The sequence below is a fragment of the Flavobacterium zepuense genome (genome assembly GCF_007097145.1).
GTDB classification, from domain to species: Bacteria; Bacteroidota; Bacteroidia; order Flavobacteriales; family Flavobacteriaceae; genus Flavobacterium; species Flavobacterium zepuense.
In genome coordinates this window covers 159,569-176,640 of sequence record NZ_VJVZ01000007.1, presented here as the reverse complement: position 1 = coordinate 176,640, position 17,072 = coordinate 159,569, and the positions used below count along the sequence as shown (strand labels likewise).

18 protein-coding genes are annotated in these 17,072 nt (G+C 39.8%); 10 read left to right on the top strand and 8 right to left on the bottom strand.

Going from position 1 to position 17,072, the window contains the following annotated elements:
• The first annotated feature begins 19 nt into the window (after positions 1 to 19).
• Positions 20 to 1,642, top strand: a complete 1,623-nt coding sequence (locus FMM05_RS12210) for an ABC-F family ATP-binding cassette domain-containing protein (protein WP_143373662.1) — start codon at positions 20 to 22, stop codon at positions 1,640 to 1,642.
• A gap of 99 nt (positions 1,643 to 1,741) precedes the next feature.
• Here FMM05_RS12210 and FMM05_RS12205 read toward each other — a convergent pair whose 3' ends face one another.
• The 5 genes from FMM05_RS12205 to FMM05_RS12185 all read right to left on the bottom strand — a co-directional run bounded on the left by FMM05_RS12205 (position 1,742) and on the right by FMM05_RS12185 (position 5,989).
• Positions 1,742 to 3,070 carry a DUF3570 domain-containing protein gene (locus FMM05_RS12205; RefSeq protein ID WP_143373661.1) on the bottom strand — a complete coding sequence of 443 codons (1,329 nt, stop codon included), beginning with the start codon at positions 3,068 to 3,070 and terminating at the stop codon, positions 1,742 to 1,744.
• A 1-nt stretch (position 3,071) separates the two neighbouring features.
• Positions 3,072 to 3,281 carry a DUF4266 domain-containing protein gene (locus FMM05_RS12200; RefSeq protein ID WP_143373660.1) on the bottom strand — a complete coding sequence of 70 codons (210 nt, stop codon included), beginning with the start codon at positions 3,279 to 3,281 and terminating at the stop codon, positions 3,072 to 3,074.
• The gene (locus FMM05_RS12195) at positions 3,278 to 4,264 is read right to left on the bottom strand and encodes an FAD:protein FMN transferase (protein ID WP_143373659.1); all 987 of its coding nucleotides are present in this window, start codon (positions 4,262 to 4,264) and stop codon (positions 3,278 to 3,280) included. The genes FMM05_RS12200 and FMM05_RS12195 overlap by 4 nt, the downstream gene beginning before the upstream one ends.
• Positions 4,265 to 4,702 carry a thioredoxin family protein gene (locus FMM05_RS12190; RefSeq protein ID WP_143373658.1) on the bottom strand — a complete coding sequence of 146 codons (438 nt, stop codon included), beginning with the start codon at positions 4,700 to 4,702 and terminating at the stop codon, positions 4,265 to 4,267.
• Positions 4,703 to 4,900: 198 nt separating this feature from the next.
• Positions 4,901 to 5,989: a M42 family metallopeptidase gene (locus FMM05_RS12185; RefSeq protein WP_143373657.1), complete on the bottom strand. Its 1,089-nt coding sequence runs from the start codon at positions 5,987 to 5,989 to the stop codon at positions 4,901 to 4,903.
• Between the two features lie 81 nt (positions 5,990 to 6,070).
• On the opposite strand from FMM05_RS12185, the gene FMM05_RS12180 reads away from it, so the two are divergent.
• The gene (locus FMM05_RS12180; protein ID WP_143373656.1) at positions 6,071 to 6,736 is read left to right on the top strand and encodes a DUF4294 domain-containing protein; all 666 of its coding nucleotides are present in this window, start codon (positions 6,071 to 6,073) and stop codon (positions 6,734 to 6,736) included.
• A 236-nt stretch (positions 6,737 to 6,972) separates the two neighbouring features.
• On the top strand, positions 6,973 to 9,144 hold the full coding sequence (locus tag FMM05_RS12175) for a T9SS type A sorting domain-containing protein (RefSeq protein ID WP_143373655.1): 2,172 nt from the start codon (positions 6,973 to 6,975) through the stop codon (positions 9,142 to 9,144).
• Positions 9,145 to 9,220: 76 nt separating this feature from the next.
• Here the strand turns inward: FMM05_RS12175 and FMM05_RS12170 are convergent, their stop codons facing one another.
• From FMM05_RS12170 to rlmD, 3 genes are read right to left on the bottom strand one after another with little or no spacing between them, the layout of a single operon-like run.
• On the bottom strand, positions 9,221 to 10,015 hold the full coding sequence (locus FMM05_RS12170; RefSeq protein ID WP_185965579.1) for a DUF6048 family protein: 795 nt from the start codon (positions 10,013 to 10,015) through the stop codon (positions 9,221 to 9,223).
• Positions 9,987 to 10,514, bottom strand: a complete 528-nt coding sequence (locus FMM05_RS12165; RefSeq protein ID WP_143373654.1) for a DUF6452 family protein — start codon at positions 10,512 to 10,514, stop codon at positions 9,987 to 9,989. The genes FMM05_RS12170 and FMM05_RS12165 overlap by 29 nt, the downstream gene beginning before the upstream one ends.
• Before the next feature lie 22 nt (positions 10,515 to 10,536).
• A complete protein-coding gene (gene rlmD, locus FMM05_RS12160) occupies positions 10,537 to 11,955 on the bottom strand; it encodes a 23S rRNA (uracil(1939)-C(5))-methyltransferase RlmD (protein ID WP_143373653.1) in 1,419 nt (472 codons plus the stop codon).
• A gap of 67 nt (positions 11,956 to 12,022) precedes the next feature.
• Here rlmD and FMM05_RS12155 point away from each other — a divergent pair, with 67 nt between their 5' ends.
• The 7 genes from FMM05_RS12155 to FMM05_RS12125 all read left to right on the top strand — a co-directional run bounded on the left by FMM05_RS12155 (position 12,023) and on the right by FMM05_RS12125 (position 17,070).
• Positions 12,023 to 12,586: a DUF1697 domain-containing protein gene (locus tag FMM05_RS12155; RefSeq protein WP_143373652.1), complete on the top strand. Its 564-nt coding sequence runs from the start codon at positions 12,023 to 12,025 to the stop codon at positions 12,584 to 12,586.
• 200 nt (positions 12,587 to 12,786) lie between these two features.
• Positions 12,787 to 13,758 carry a helix-turn-helix transcriptional regulator gene (locus FMM05_RS12150; protein ID WP_143373651.1) on the top strand — a complete coding sequence of 324 codons (972 nt, stop codon included), beginning with the start codon at positions 12,787 to 12,789 and terminating at the stop codon, positions 13,756 to 13,758.
• A 52-nt stretch (positions 13,759 to 13,810) separates the two neighbouring features.
• Positions 13,811 to 14,317 carry a DinB family protein gene (locus tag FMM05_RS12145; protein WP_221932270.1) on the top strand — a complete coding sequence of 169 codons (507 nt, stop codon included), beginning with the start codon at positions 13,811 to 13,813 and terminating at the stop codon, positions 14,315 to 14,317.
• 174 nt (positions 14,318 to 14,491) lie between these two features.
• Positions 14,492 to 15,736 (top strand): ornithine--oxo-acid transaminase, encoded by a 1,245-nt coding sequence (gene rocD / locus FMM05_RS12140; protein ID WP_143373650.1) that lies wholly within the window; start codon positions 14,492 to 14,494, stop codon positions 15,734 to 15,736.
• 38 nt (positions 15,737 to 15,774) lie between these two features.
• Entirely contained in the window at positions 15,775 to 16,263 is a 489-nt protein-coding gene (locus FMM05_RS12135; RefSeq protein ID WP_143373649.1) for a DUF5362 family protein, read from the top strand.
• A 74-nt stretch (positions 16,264 to 16,337) separates the two neighbouring features.
• Complete coding sequence (locus tag FMM05_RS12130) at positions 16,338 to 16,523, top strand: hypothetical protein (protein WP_143373648.1); 186 nt, start codon at positions 16,338 to 16,340, stop codon at positions 16,521 to 16,523.
• Positions 16,513 to 17,070 (top strand): Smr/MutS family protein, encoded by a 558-nt coding sequence (locus FMM05_RS12125; protein ID WP_143373647.1) that lies wholly within the window; start codon positions 16,513 to 16,515, stop codon positions 17,068 to 17,070. Before FMM05_RS12130 ends, FMM05_RS12125 begins: the two co-directional genes overlap by 11 nt.
• The last annotated feature ends 2 nt before the right edge of the window (positions 17,071 to 17,072 follow it).

Below are 17,072 nucleotides of genomic sequence, written 5' to 3'. Positions count from 1 at the left end.
TTTTGCAAAAAATTTTTCAATGTTATCAGTTTCAAATTTATCGGTACAGTTTGGTAAAAGAATATTGTTTGACGAAGTAAACACCACTTTTACCCAGGGCAACTGCTACGGGATCATTGGTGCTAACGGCGCCGGAAAATCTACTTTTCTTAAAATAATAGCAGGCGATATAGACCCTACATCGGGCCACGTACATTTAGAGCCTGGTAAGCGTATGAGCGTTCTGAACCAGAACCACAATATGTTTGACGAAAATACTGTTTTAGAAACCGTTATGATGGGTAATAAAACACTTTTTGCCGTTAAAAAGGAGATGGATGATATTTATCTTAAACCTGATTTTTCTGATAAAGATGCCGACAGGGTAGGTGCGCTACAGGTAATATTTGAAGAGATGAACGGCTGGAATGCCGACTCTGACGCTGCTGCAATGCTATCAAGCCTTGGTATTACAGAAGATTTTCATTATACGTTAATGGGCGATGTAGATGGTAAGCTTAAAGTAAGGGTGCTATTGGCACAAGCTTTATTTGGCAACCCGGATGTGCTTATTATGGATGAGCCTACCAACGACCTGGATTTTGAAACCATAAACTGGTTAGAAAATTTCCTTGCAAATTATGATAATACAGTAATTGTAGTGAGCCACGACCGTCACTTTTTAGATGCGGTATGTACTCACATTTCAGATATCGACTTTAGTAAAATAAATCAGTACTCCGGTAACTATACTTTCTGGTATGAGTCGAGCCAATTGGCTGCAAGGCAACGTGCCCAGCAGAACAAAAAAGCCGACGAGAAAAAGAAAGAGCTTCAGGAATTTATTATGCGATTTAGCGCTAACGTTGCTAAATCCAAGCAGGCTACCAGCCGTAAGAAAATGCTTGAAAAGCTTAAAGTTGACGATATTAAACCGTCAAGCCGACGTTACCCGGCCATTATTTTTGACCAGGAACGTGAGGCAGGTGACCAGATACTTAATGTTAAAGACCTTAGCGCATCCATAGATGGTGAGCTGTTGTTTAAAAATGTTGACCTTAACATGAATAAAGGTGATAAAGTGGTTGTTTTCTCTAAAGACAGCCGTGCTTCATCTGCTTTTTACGAAATATTAAACGGCAATCAAGAGCCGGATGGCGGTACTTTTGATTGGGGCATTACCACCATACAATCCTACCTTCCGGGAGATAACCATTCGTTTTTTGAGAATGATTTAACCTTAGTTGACTGGTTACGCCAGTGGGCTAAAACCGAAGAAGAACGTGACGAGGTGTACCTTCGTGGTTTCTTAGGTAAAATGATCTTTAGTGGCGAAGAAGCCCTTAAAACAGGCAGGGTACTATCAGGAGGCGAAAAAGTACGTTGTATGCTTAGCCGCATGATGATGATGCGTGCTAACGTATTGATGCTTGATGAGCCTACCAACCACTTAGACCTTGAAAGTATTACGGCATTTAACAACTCGCTTAAAAACTTTAAAGGCTCTGTGTTGTTTACAACGCACGATCATGAGTTTGCACAAACTGTTGCAACCCGCGTGTTAGAACTTACGCCAAATGGCGTTATAGACCGCCACATGACGTTTGATGAGTACCTTGACGATGAAAAAGTACAGGAACTTAGGAAGAAAATGTATAATTAAGAAGTTATCGGTTGACAGTTAACGGTTGACAGATGAAATAGATAAAAAAATCCCGTAAGTGTTTAGCTTACGGGATTTTTGTTTAAGATAGTTACGGCGTTATATCTTAACAAATTTAATGGCAAAAGATATAATGTTGGCATCCAGGCCGTCACTTCTGTTGTAATGGTTGTATCTAAGCTCTATTGTTTTTATACCCATTGTCCAGATATGTGCTTTGGTGAAAATATCGGTATAAATAATACCGGCACCGTATTGGTGGGCATCAAATTTAGAAAGGTCGTAATCAGACGTGTAATACTTTTCGGTAGATAAATGTGCATCATACGGTGCAAAATAATCGGCAGCCGTTTGCATGTAATACCTGTACATAGGGAATACCGTAAACTTCTCGCTCAGTTTTATAGGTAGCTCTATATTAGCTGTATGTGCAGTTATTCCCCAGTTATCAGTATAATAACGGTAATAGGTTCGTAACACCAGCCACTCGTTTATGTAATAATTAAGGCGTGCCCCAATAGGTACTTTAAATCGCGTATCGGGCAGGCGCTCTACGTCATCAGCCAATTGAAACTCATTAATGTAGTAATTTGCTTTATCGGCAAAATACACCCTTTGGTAAGGAGTAGAGAGCAGGCCCTGCTGTTGCAACACATCTAAAAATAATGAGAACTGCAAATTTTGATTCACAACCTGCGAGTAGCTTAGTGAAAGAGCGTACGAGTTACGGTTCTTTTTATCATGAAATTTAAAAGCAGTTGGGTTGTAAATTCCGCCATCGCCCTCAACATCAAAATAGTTAAAGATGCCGCCGTTTAAATCGTTGCCGTTATCGGTATAATCCTGTAACTCTTTAGGGTAAATGGGCTGCCAGGTATCAAGGTATACATTAGCAGAAGCACTAAGTTCTGAATTTTTCTCATTAAACAATCGGGTATAGCCACCGCCAAAGCCTATAGATGAGTAATCGTATTCTGTAGAGCCGGAAGCATGTGCATTCCAGATAGTGTTCCTGTCGTCACTACTGTGGCTATAGCTTACTACAAGAGCAGTTAGCTGATCTGATGCCGATGCACCCGAACTTGCCTGCCACGGGCTTGGCGTATTGCTGTCAAACGGGTTAATATTACCCGAAGAAGCAGATGAATAGGCCGATAGTCCTGCATCAACCGTAAGTACATCATCATCGTTAAGCGGCATAGCAATTACAATAGTTGGTGTAATATCGGTAAGTTCTTCCATACCCTTACCACCACTAACAGCCGAGTGTATACCATCCTGCTTGTAGTAGCTCATTAAAAAATCTACTTCGGTACTTTCCAGCACCCTTTTTTTATAGCCCACACCGGTACTGTCCTGCTCAACCTCCTGAGCATAAGCCGTAAGTGAGCCAAAGAAACCTGCTGCTATTAAAAATATTTTTTTCATATTAGTTGCAGCCACAGCCTCCTCCTGTTTTGCCTCCATTAGCTCCCGCCGAAGCTTCACGATACACCTGGTAATTCGTTTCAAAGCGTTCGCCCGGTCGCGCCGTAAGCTTCATATCCGGGTCGTTAATACGCTGTTTTTGATATTCTTTTACAGAACTGCACGATTGCAGCGCCAGTAAAATAAGGCTTAGTATAAGGAGGTTTTTCATGGTTTGTATTGTTCTATATCTATATTTTTAGAGGTATGTATGATACCTTTATCATCTACAATTATGCAGCTTATGCCATTCATTTGGTTAACCAGGTTAAGGCCTGCATCTATGCCCATTACAAAGATGCCTGTAGCCAAAGCATCGGCAACTTCGGTAGTTTTAGCAAAGACCGACACACTTACAACACCCGTTGCAGGGTAACCGGTACGCGGGTCTATAATGTGCGAATAGCGCTTGCCGTTAAACGTTACATATTTCTCATAACTGCCTGATGTTTCTACAGCACTATCCAATAGAGGGAACATGGCAAAAACTTTGTTCTTGTTAAGCGGGTTTACAATGCCTATCTTCCACGGTGTGCCATCCGGCTGCTTGCCCCAGGCAATAATATCGCCCGAAACATTTATCAGCCCCGCCTTACAGCCTTTGGCATACAGCAGCTCCTTAACCCTATCGGCAATATATCCCTGGCCTATGCCGCCAAGACCCAATTTCATGCCCTTGTCTTTTAAAAATATGGTTTTCTTACCCTTATCAAGTATTATTTTCTGGTAGCCAATTTTCTCAACCGATTTTTTTATGGCTTCCGTCGATGGCATTTCTTTCATGGTGCCGTCAAACTTCCACAACTTATCCATACTGGCATACGATATATCAAAAGCACCATCGGTAACCTTAGATATCCTTGTAGAGCGTTCTACAAGGCCTATTAGTTCATCGGTAACTTCCACAGGGGCTACGCCTGCATTTTTGTTGATGATTGATATTGGCGTTGTCGGGATCCAGTCGGATATTAAATTTTCAATGCGCTTAACCTCCGCCAGGCCCATATCTATATAAGCATTTCCCTCTACGGTATCTTTTGCAACCACAGTAATCTCAAACGGGCTGCCAAGCAACGAGAGTTTACGTTTATGCGTAACCTGCCCAAACGCAAGGGTACAAAGCAACGTGACAGCAATGATGTAAAAAGCCTTCATCTATTTGTTTTCGAATGTATGTAGCAATGTTATATACTCGGCAGGTAATACATTTTTATAGCCTGTTTTGCCCAAAACTTTTCCGTTAGCATCCAATACTACCACAAGCGGAAAATTGCCGTCACGGTTGTACTTTTCGGCCAAACCATCATTTTGTTTTTGTTGCTCTTCCGGTAACGCGTTTTGTTTCTTTTTAGGGAAATCGGCGCGTACTAATATCCATTTAGTAGCGGCTTCCGACTTAAATTCTTCACTTTGCCAAATAGCTTTATCCAGTTTTATGCACGGCGCACACCAATCGGAACCCGAGAATACCAGTATAATGTTCTTATTTTCTTTACCAGCAAGTGTTTTGGCATCGTCAAAATTAAGCTGCCAGTTTTGCGCAAAAGCGTTGCTGGTAAAGGTTATTAATAGTAGTAAGATCAGCTTTTTCATGGTGTAAAATCTATATCAAAGGTAACGGTTTGCATCAGGCTTTATATATGAATAATTAACATTCTTAAGCAAATCTTAAGAATTTAAGTAAGATTTATCCCAATCTCACTTATTACTGGGATTGTTCAATAAAAAAAACTCCCGTAAACTAAATATTTACAGGAGTTTAAGCGTTGTAACTAAACTACTTTGCAACTTCTATTTAAAATAAGAAAATGTCTCTTCATTCTCTATATTTAAAAGCGTTTCGTAAATAAGTTTAATAACATTTTCTACATCTTCGCGGTGTACCATTTCTACTGTAGTGTGCATATAACGCAGCGGAAGCGATATAAGTGCCGAAGCCACACCACCATTGCTATAAGCAAAAGCATCGGTATCGGTACCCGTTACGCGGCTTGATGCCAGGCGCTGAAAAGGTATCTCGTTTTTATGGGCAGTGTCTAATATCAATTCACGCAGATTGTTTTGTACGGCAGGAGCATAGGTAATAACCGGGCCTTTGCCTATTTGTGTATCACCCTCAATGCGCTTTTCTATCATTGGTGTAGTGCTGTCATGGCATACATCGGTAACAATGGCTACATTGGGTTTAATGGTCTGGGTGATCATCTCAGCACCGCGAAGGCCAACTTCTTCCTGTACCGAGTTGGTAATGTACAAACCAAAAGGCAGTTTCTTGCCGTTCTCTTTAAGCAAACGGGCAACCTCGGCTATCATAAATCCTCCAATACGGTTATCTATAGCGCGGCACACAAATTTGTTCTCGTTAAGCACCATAAATTCATCGGGGTAAGTAATAACGCAACCCACGTGTACACCCAGTTTTTCAACCTCTTCTTTAGTGTTGCAGCCTAAATCGATAAAAATAGTTTCAATTTTAGCAGGCTCTTCTTTACCGCGATTACGGGTATGTATTGCCGGCCATCCAAATACACCTTTTACAATACCATTTTTGGTGTGTATGTTTACACGCTTAGATGGGGCTATCATGTGGTCGCTGCCGCCGTTACGTATAACATAAACAAGTCCGTTATCAGTAATATAGTTTACATACCATGAAATCTCGTCGCTATGGCCTTCAATAACTACTTTATAAGGTGCATCGGGGTTTATAACGCCTACTGCGGTACCGTAGGTATCGGTAATAAAAGTATCTACATAAGGTTTAAGATATTCCATCCATATTTTTTGTCCAGAAGACTCGTATCCGGTAGGAGCGGCGTTATTTAAATATTCCTCTAAAAAGGTAAGTGAAGTATCCTTTAGTATGGTTTTTGATGACATATAATTATAATTTTCGGCTAAAATATAAATAACATTACAGAGTTATGTATAATTGCATAATTTTGACATAAATTTTTGAAGATGAAAGCAACGCTTTACATTGCGTTTTTCCTTTTACTGAGCCTTGGAGCCAAAGCCCAGATATCTGAAAAAGACAGTATTGCATTAGACAGTATTGCCTTTAATATGCAATTGCAGGAAATTGTGATATCTAACGTTAAAGACAGCCTGACGCCCGAAGAGAAGCTAATGCTAACGGCACTGCGCAGGCGTACGCTAAAAGTGTACCCGTATGCCAAAATAGCGGCCGACAGGCTTACCATGCTTAGCAATAATATGGCAAAGCTTAAAACCGATAAAGAGAAAAAGAAATACTCTAAAATTGTAGAGAAATACCTTCAGGAAGAATTTGAAGGCCAGCTTAAAAAACTATCCCGAAAAGAGGGGCAAATATTGGTTAAACTGATATACAGGCAAACGGGAATTTCTACATTCGACCTTATTAAAGAACATAAAAGCGGGTGGAAAGCCTTTTGGTCTAACCGGGTAGCTAAATTGTTTAACATCAATCTTAAAACTACTTATAATCCGTCGGCTATAGCTGAGGATTATATGATCGAAGGCTTTTTGATAAAGGCTTTTGAGGAGCACCGCCTTGTAAAGCAAGATCCTGCTTTTAAGATAGATTACAAAGCCATTACCCATGCATGGCGCGAAAAGAATAAAAATAAAAAACAGGAAGGATAAAACTGTTTTTAATTAAATCAAAAGCCACATACATGTGGCTTTTACCTTTTGTATGAGCGCTAAATTCTTAAATTAAAATAATTTATACAGTATTTTGATTTTAAGCTTTATATGATAAAAATACTATCGGTATTTTATTAAATAATATAAGAATTTTATAATTCGGTGTTGAAATGCAGGTAGGGTTTTTTAAATACTGATTGTTTAATAGCTAAATTTCACCAATCATTTTAGCTATGAAAAAGAAACTACTATTAATTGCAATGTTTGCAATGTTTTGCATTAACAGCTTTGCCCAGGCAACAGCCTATGATGTACCTGATCTTTCTTCCTGCGGCGACGATCCGTTTTTTGACCTTACCGTTCAAACCCCTATTGTTTTAGGCAATCAATCGCCTAACGATTTTATAGTTACCTATTATCATGACGAAGCTGATGCCCAGGCAGGTACCAGTGCAATATTAAACCCATCAGCACTCTACGTAATATCGTCAAATGAGGAAATTTTCATTAGGGTAGATAACGCCGCAACCGGCGATTATGATATTACAAGTTTTATCATTTATTGGTCGCAGGTATTTATCCCGTGGAATGATGTTACAGTATGTACAAGTTTCGTGCTGCCTACAATTTCATGGCCTGCAATTACATTTTACACAGGCCCAAATGGTACAGGTACTATAGTTCCCGGAGGTACTGTAATTTCGTCTTCGCAAACATTGTATGCGGTACAAAGTGGTGCATGCAGCAATGAGTGGAACTTTGATATTACTGTAGCGGGATCATTGCCTGATGCTGATTTTGAACCTATTACCATGTGCGATCAGGATTTTGACGGGTTTGCCACCTTTTTTCTTGAGATGCAGCTAAGTTATTTATGGAGTTTATATCCTGAATATCAGAATATTGATATAGAACTTTATGAGACCGAAGCCGATGCCCAAAATGAGGTTAACCAAATATGGGATTACGTGTACACCAACACAACTCCAAATCAGCAAACTATCTATGTTAGGTTAACAGCACAGGATTGTGTTTCTATAGAACCGATTACACTTATAGTTGCGCCTTGTATTACAGATAATACTATTGCCGGAAACATACGATATGACAGTGATGATAATGGTTGTAGTGAAACCGATCTTGTTGCAGCAGGCATAACAGTATACTATGTACATGATAACAACTATTACTACACAACTACCGATGAAGATGGTAATTACAGCTTTTTAAACATACCAGATGGTGAGGTAACCGTATATCCTAATCCGGCTTATCCTTTTACAGCGGCAGTTGCTCCTCAAAACTACAGTTTTACGTTTCCGGGTAACGAAGAAGATGTTAACTTTTGCCTTACAGAACAGCAGCCTACTGTAGATGTTGCGGTGTATACTTTTCCGTTTACCTCTTTTGTACCAGGCTTCCCTGCTACTTATGTAATTGCTTATCAAAATACGGGCAGCACAACTGTAGCGTCCGGCGATGTAGCATTATCTTTTGATGATAGCTTACTTAATTATGAGGGAGCATCTTCAACCGCTTTGGTAAACGGCAATCAGTTAACGTTTAGCTATACTAACCTTCAGCCGTACCAAACACAATACATCTATGTGAACTTTACGGTAAGTACTACGGCTGTTAGCGGCGATGTTCTTGCTTTTGATTCAACAATTACGCCTTTAAATGATAATACTCCTTACAACAACACATTTGCATCTAATGCTTATGTAGTAAGTTCTTTTGACCCGAATGACATTAGTGTTAGGGAAGGCGATTTTATTACCGAAGACCAGGCAGATGAATATTTGCACTACACCATACGTTTTCAGAACATGGGTGATGCTAACGCTTCTTTTGTAAGGATAGCAACTAACCTAAATGAAAATCTTGATCTTGATACATTTCAGGCAATAGGGGGTAGCCATAACTATGTTGCCAACCGTGCGGGCAACAGCCTTGAGTTCTTTTTTGATGATATAAACCTGCCTTTTGAAGATGCAGATGAAGCGGGAAGCCATGGCTTTGTATCGTTCAAAATTAAACCTAAAACTACCGTTGGTATTGGCGATATAATGACAGGGCAAGCGGGTATTTATTTTGATTTTAACCCTGTTGTAGATACCAACACGGCTACAACAACTGTACAGGCTACCGCCGGAGTTAAAGATTTAGCTGCAAATGGTTTTGTACTATATCCTAACCCTGCATCGGGAAGAGTAACATTACTACTTCAAAATGCTGAAGCAGGAAATGTAACCGTAACCGATATTTTAGGTAAAACAATGTTTACAGCTGCACTTAATGGCGCACAATCTACCTTAGATGTATCGGCTTTAAAAACAGGCGTATACTTTGTATCAGTAACCGCTAACGAAAAACAATCCACTAAAAAATTAATGATTAAATAAATTCAGGTTTTTAATTTCGTAAAAATGCCGCAGTGAAAACTGCGGCATTTTTTTTTTAAAGCTGTAAAGTTACGTATTACTTCTTTTTAGCAGGTTTTTCTTCAATTTTTTTAGCCCTTTCTTTTTTATATAAAGGTATGGCATACGACACTGTGTAGTTAAACCCAACACCAAAGCTGCCATCATATGTGCGGTTAAAGCCGGGTATATAAAGATTATCAAACGTAGCAGGCTTTTTATCGCTTAAAAGGTTATTTAGCCTAAAACTAAAACCAATGAAAAAATTATTGAATATTTCGGCTTTAATACCACCTACAACCTCAACCCAGTGGGCGCTAAGGCTGCCATATTTTTCATTAGGTGTAACTGTTACCTCGTCAAAGTAATTGCCGGTAGTTTCATCGGTTAGCGTATTAGACGAATTTTGGTACACCTTGTAGGAATTAAGTGTCTGGCTAAATGTAGAAAAGCCATACCTAAACCCTATGTATATCATGTTTTCCATGTCGAGCCAGTTTTCGTAGGCATTGATATCAACACCTAACTTTATATAGCTGCCTTTTGTGGTATAATTTAATTGCACATCGTCCTGCTTATAATCAACATTACCCAATTCAGCAGCAGCATACAGCTTACGGGACAGCCTGTAATCGCCTACAACCTCAATACCTGTAAAGCCATCTTCATAAAAAGAACGGCTTAGGCGGTGCAGGTCTACCCCCACACGTATACCGTATTTGTCTTTAACTATCGGGTTAGCCACAGTATCGGTTACAGCAGCAGGTTTAAGTTCTTTGTCAGCCTCCTGCGAAAACCCCGAAAACGATGCCAGTAATAACAGGCTAAAAATAGATCTTGATATGTACATCATCTTCGTTTTCTATATTAGTATTAAGAACTTCAACATTATCTATCCATAAGGTTGGGCTATCGGTGCCATTGGTAAGAACAGGATTAGGAGGTGTGCCATTAGGAGCATCTAATGTAAATAATGTTTTATAGCCGCATGCACGGGATACATACTCTGTACGTGTGGTATATTTAAACTCAAGATAATCCGTGTTAGGTATTACAGTACCTGTGTTGGGCCTGTAATAAATTAGCCCCCATTTGGTAGATGTGGCATCTACACGCAATGGCAATTTAATAGTGCTAACGGTACCTGCCTGAATAGTATCCTGGCTACCCTCTACAAACAGTTGAAGCCCATTTACAGTTGTAAGGTCATCGGGCGAATCGCTGTTATAAAACTCAATAATTAAGTTAGGGGTAGTAGGGGTGGTATCGGCACAAAGGTCATCTTTTTCACAGCTAACCAAATAGCAGGCAAACACGAACATTATTGTAACCGAAGCAATTAGTCTTTTCATAGCAATGTAACCTGTATGGTTTTTATCTTTTTTCCAAAAGTACAACATTTTCTACGTGGTGCGTTTGCGGAAACATATCTACCGGTCGCACTCGCATAACTTTATATACCTCGTCCATAAGGGCAAGGTCGCGTGCCTGTGTTGCTGAATTACAGCTTACGTAAACCACTTTCTCCGGAGCTATGCGTAATATTTGCTCAACAACATCTTTATGCATGCCATCGCGCGGTGGGTCGGTAATAATAACATCGGGCATACCATGCTGGGCAATAAATGCATCGTTAAATACATTTTTCATGTCTCCAACAAAAAACTCGCAGTTGGTAATATTATTGCGTTTAGCGTTTTCTTTGGCATCAAAAATAGCCTCAGGAACCGCCTCTACACCTACAACTTTGCGGGCTTTGCGCGATACAAACTGTGCAATAGTACCAGTACCGGTATACAGGTCATACACCAGCTCATTACCGGTCAGGCCGGCAAAATCACGGGTAATACTATACAGTTGGTATGCCTGATCGCTGTTAGTTTGGTAAAAAGATTTTGCGTTAATGCTAAATGTAAGGCCTTCCATTTCTTCAAGAATATAGTCGCGGCCTTTATAAAGTATAATTTCCTGATCGTAAAGTGTATCGTTAGCCTTTTGGTTAACACAGTATTGTAATGACGTGATACTTGGGAAAGTATATGCAAGGTAATCCAGTAACTGCTCTCTTTGCTCTTTGTTATCATCAAAAAACTGAATAAGCACCATGATCTCGCCTGTAGAAGCTGTGCGCAGCATTAGCGTGCGCAACAGCCCGCTGTGTTCTCGTGGGTTAAAGAACTCCAGGCCATGCTCGTTAGCAAAATCCCTAACGGCGTTGCGTATAGCGTTGCTTGGGTCTTCCTGCAGGTGACACTTGGTGATATCTAATATTTTATCCCACATACGTGGTATGTGGAAGCCCAGGGCATTACGGTTATTGCCCTCAAAATCTTCGCCGCTTTGCACTTCCTTATCGGTCATCCAACGTGCGTTAGAGAAAGAAAATTCCATTTTATTACGGTAAAAAAAGTGCTTGTCGCTGCCTTTAATAGGCTCAAACTCGGGCAGCTCTACTTTACCTATGCGCTTAAGGTGGTTAAATACCTCGCGGTTTTTATAGTATAACTGCTTTTCATAGTCCATATTTTGCCATTTGCAACCACCACAAGCCCCAAAATGCTGACAGGGAGGTATAACCCTGTCGGCAGAATATTCATGAAAATGCACGGCCTTACCTTCGTAATAGGCCTTGCGCTTTTTAAAAGTTTGTACATCTACCACATCCCCGGGTACTACATTAGGTATAAAAATTACCTTACCATCCGGAGCCTTGGCTACAGATACACCTTTAGCGCCGGCATCCAGCACGGCAACATTATTAAAAACTATCTTTTCTGTTGTCTTTCTTCCCATTCGGCAAAAATAAACTATTGCTCACAAAATTTAAATAAATTTGCAATTAATCCTTTATCAAAAATCTATGCCGGTATATTTAGCGCTTTTCCGTGGTATTAATGTGAGCGGACACAACATGATCAAGATGGATAATCTTAAAAAGCTCATGCAGGCCGAAGGTTATCTTAATGTAGAAACTTACATACAAAGTGGCAATGTGGTTTTTGAACATCCTGAGATCAGTAAAGAAAAGCTATCTAAAGATATACAAAACCTTATGTATAAAGAATATGGCTATGATGTTTTGATTTTTATACTGGATGAAGCTGAAATAAAACAGGCTGTAGACAACAACCCGTACACCGGGCCTGAGCCGGAAGGATCGGGTATTAAGAAGTATTTTGTGGCATTTTTAAACGGTGTGCCTACAACTGCCGGGCTTGATCAAATGTTTAAATACAACCGCAGCGACGATGTTTTTAAAGTAGTAGGCAATGTATTGTATTTAAAATTAGCGCAAAGTGCGGCCGATTCTAAGCTTACTAATGTGTTTATAGAGAATAAACTTGGGTTAAAATCTACAACCCGTAACTGGAACACTACGCTAAAGGTGCTGGAAATGCTGAAGCTTCGTAATGAAGCACTATAAATTTATGTTAAAACTTTGATGTTCAGATATTTTACATTAACTTTATGTCTTCAAAAAGTTATGGCAATTTAAGAAGTGATCTAATCATAACTTACAGGATACGGAGTTAGTTAATTATTATATTTTAAAAAGCCTTTTAGCGATAAAGGGCTTTTTTATTTTAGGGTAAATCTTATATTTGATTTGCAAATTTTACTACCATGAACCGTTTCGACAGGATAACCGCTATACTTATACAACTACAGTCTAAAAAAGTAGTTAAAGCACAAGATTTGGCTGATAGGTTTGGCATTAGCCTGCGCACCGTGTACCGCGATATCCGTTCGCTGGAAGAAGCCGGTGTACCACTGTATGGTGAGGCAGGTATAGGATACTCTTTAGTTGAAGGTTATCGCCTTCCGCCTGTAATGTTTACACCCGATGAAGCCGTAGCATTTATTACAGCCGAAAAATTGATGCAAAAATTTAGCGATACTGCCCTTCAAAGCCATTTTAATAGTGCTATGTTTAAGGTTAAGGCAGTGCTTAGGGGAACTGAAAAAGACCTGTTGGAAAACCTGGACCAGCAAATAGTGGTAACAGGTAAAAAGCATAATAAAGTTATACCCCAAAATATTTTAGACATTCTTTTAAAGGCTATTGCCGATAAAAAGGTGGTTAAAATGGTTTATAAAGCTTTTGGTAATGATGATAGCAGCGAGAGGCTGTTGGAGCCTATAGGCGTTTTTCATGAATACGAAAACTGGTATACCATTGCTTACTGTCATTTAAGGAATGCCTACCGCCAGTTTAGGATAGACCGTGTTGTAAACATACAGCTTACCGATATACCTCAGGAAGAACGCGCATCGTTAAAAGAATTTCAGGAGCTTAAAGAACAGGAAAAGAAAAGTTTTAACGTAAAAAAAGTGGTGCTCAGGGTTTCTAAATCCATCACTATGTATCTGGAAGAACACCGTCATTATCATGGTTTTGTTTCAGAAAAAAATATGGGCGACAAGGTTGAGATGACATTTCTTACCCAATTTACCGATCCCGGTATGGAACGCTGGATCATGATGTTTGCCGATAAGGTTGAAATTATAGAACCGGAAGAATTAAAAGACCGTGTTTGCCTGCTTATAGATACCTATTCGCAAAAATATTCGCTTTCTAAAAACCTGCTGACATAGGGTTGTCATAAACCGTGGCTTACTTTGTACTGTAACAAATTAAACCACGATTATGGAAACCATTACATTAGAACTTATCCCGCTTTTACAGGAAGAAATGCACAACGAGGCTATAACAACCCGCAAAATGCTAAGCCGCGTTCCACCTGAAAAATTCGACTGGCAGCCGCACCCTAAAAGTATGACGCTTAAGCAGCTTGCAGCCCACATTGCCGAGCTTCCCGGGTGGGTTGCTACGGCACTTACAACTAATGAACTTGATTTTGAACGCAATCCGTACACGCCACAGGATGTAAAGAACACAGGCGAACTGCTTGATTTTTTTGAGGCATCGCTTAAAAGCGGCAAACAATCTTTAGCTGAAGCTGATGCCAACATACTTACCGAAGATTGGGTACTACGCAATGGCATCCACATTATAAACACCTATAACAGGTATGGGGTTATACGCATGGCCTACTCGCAAATAGTGCACCATAGGGCACAATTAGGTGTTTATTTACGATTGCTTGATATACCTATACCCGGCAGTTATGGCCCAAGTGCCGATGAAAAATAAATAGAAGCATCATTTGCTTTTAAGTTAAACCTTATTCTTTATAGAATGAGGTTTTTGTATTTAATACAGAATAAATGTAGAATAATTTTATTTTTAGTATTTTGCAGCTTTAAATCAGGATGATTTCTCTCCATAAGCAGGAATTGCTGTTTATAAAATAAAATTAAGATTACAATGTCGATTTTAGAAAAATCAGGGGCTGCAAATGCTATTGCTTTAGAAGACAAATACGGGGCGCACAACTACCACCCGCTGCCGGTAGTACTATGCAGGGGAGAAGGTGTTTATGTTTGGGATACCGATGGTAAACGTTATTACGACTTTCTTTCGGCGTATTCGGCAGTAAACCAGGGGCACTGCCATCCTAAAATTGTTAATGCACTTGTTAGCCAGGCACAAACGCTTACTTTAACGTCCCGCGCTTTTTATAACGATAAGCTGGGTAAGTATGAAGAGTTTGTTACCAAGTACTTTGGCTTTGATAAAGTATTGCCTATGAATACCGGCGCTGAGGCTGTAGAGACTGCCATTAAGCTTTGCCGAAAATGGGCTTATGAGCGCAAAGGTATCGCCGAAAATGAAGCTAAGATAATTGTTTGCGAAAATAATTTTCACGGCCGTACCACTACAATAATTTCTTTTTCTAATGATGAAGGTGCCCGTAAAAATTTTGGCCCCTATACATCGGGTTTTATCAAGATAGCTTATGATGATATTGCCGCGTTAGAGAATGTTTTAAAATCAGAAACCAACATTGCCGGTTTTCTTGTAGAGCCTATCCAGGGTGAAGCTGGGGTATACGTTCCGGGAGAGGGCTATCTGGCAAAAGCCAAACAGCTTTGTGAAGCACACAACGTGCTTTTTATCGCCGATGAGGTACAAACAGGTATTGCACGTACCGGCAAACTCCTTGCCGTACATCATGAAAACGTACAACCTGATATTTTGATATTAGGCAAAGCACTTTCGGGTGGGGCATACCCTGTTTCGGCAGTACTCGCCAATGATGCTATTATGAATGTTATCAAGCCCGGACAGCACGGTTCTACCTTTGGCGGCAATCCTATTGCCGCTGCTGTTGCCATAGCTGCCCTTGAGGTGGTGGAAGATGAGCACCTTGCTGATAATGCCGAAAAGCTTGGTAAGCTATTCAGGCAGGAATTAAGTAAATATATTGCTAACAGCAATATTGTAAGCCTTGTGCGTGGTAAAGGATTGCTTAATGCTATTATAATCAACGATACCGAAGATAGCTCTACTGCCTGGGATATTTGTATGGCGCTAAGTGAAAATGGGCTGCTTGCAAAGCCTACACATGGTAACATTATACGTTTTGCACCGCCATTAGTAATGACACAGGAGCAATTACTTGAATGTGTAACTATTATTACCACAACTTTAAAAGATTTCGAAAAGTAAACCAATTCATTTATTATAAACCAATCAATTATTATTTTATGGAAAACTATTCCTCAGATCTTGAAAGCAAATCGGCTTTTGACAATTTCGAACTTCAGTTTACATTACCTGCCCAGGCATTTTTAAGGGAAACAGCTAAATGGGCTTCATTCTTATCCATCTTAGGCTTTATTTTTATTGGCTTAATGGTAATATTTGGCCTTATTATGTTCGCAGCAGGCAGCGCAATGGGATCTCTTGGCGGAGGTGCCGGAATGTTTGGAGCATTGGGTGGCGCAACAATAGGTGGGGTATACATTGTTATAGCCTTATTTTATTTTTTCCCGGTTTTGTATCTTTTCAGGTTTGCATCAAGTACTAAACAGGCGCTAAATACTAACAATACAGAGCGCCTTACAACAGCAATGGAAAACCTTAAATCGCACTATAAATTTTTAGGTATCCTTGCTATTATAATGATAGCTATTTATATCCTGGTTTTTGTATTTGCAATTGTTGCAGGGGTTGGCGCTGCAAGCGGTATGTAACAGTGAAAATTATATACAGATCCTCTCATTTTTAATGAGAGGATTTTTTATTGCAATTTAGTACCTTTACCCCCATGAAAACCATTTACATTGTATTAATGTTTGCCGCTGCTTTCGTAGCGCTTTACGAGCAATCTTTAGCCAAACCCAATGTGGTTATAATGGTTATTGCCATAGTAATTTTTATGATGGGCTTAATGAAGCTTATGAGCAAAGTACCCAGTAAGGGCGACCCTAATAACGATAACAATGAAGTTTAAGGCAGGCGATGAGGTTACAGTACTGGATGATTCTTTTAATGGCCGTGTAAAGGGCTATAAAAAGGATAAGGTACTCATAGAAACCACCGATGGTTTTGAATTGCTGTTTGATGAAAGCGAACTGGTTAAAATTACCAATTCGCGCGAGTTGTCCTCTTTTTTTTCTAACCAAAGCCTGGGTTCGGTTTTAAGGGAAAAAGAAGAGCCTAAAAAACGCAGTTTTGTAAAAGAAAAGAAGGTAAAAGGCGATGGCTTTGTACTGGAAATAGACCTGCATATAGAAAAGCTGGTGCCTAACAAAAGGGGAATGTCTAACTACGATATCTTAACCCTGCAATCTGAAACGGCTAAACGCCAGATTGAGTTTGCCATTAAAAATAGGATGCCTAAAGTAGTTTTTATACACGGTGTGGGCGAGGGGGTGCTTAAAGCAGAGCTTGATTTTATGCTGGGCCGCTATGAAGGCATTACCTTTAGAGATGCCGACTATCAAAAATATGGCCTTGGCGCTACCGAAGTATACATTAAGCAAAACCCTAACCGATAGTT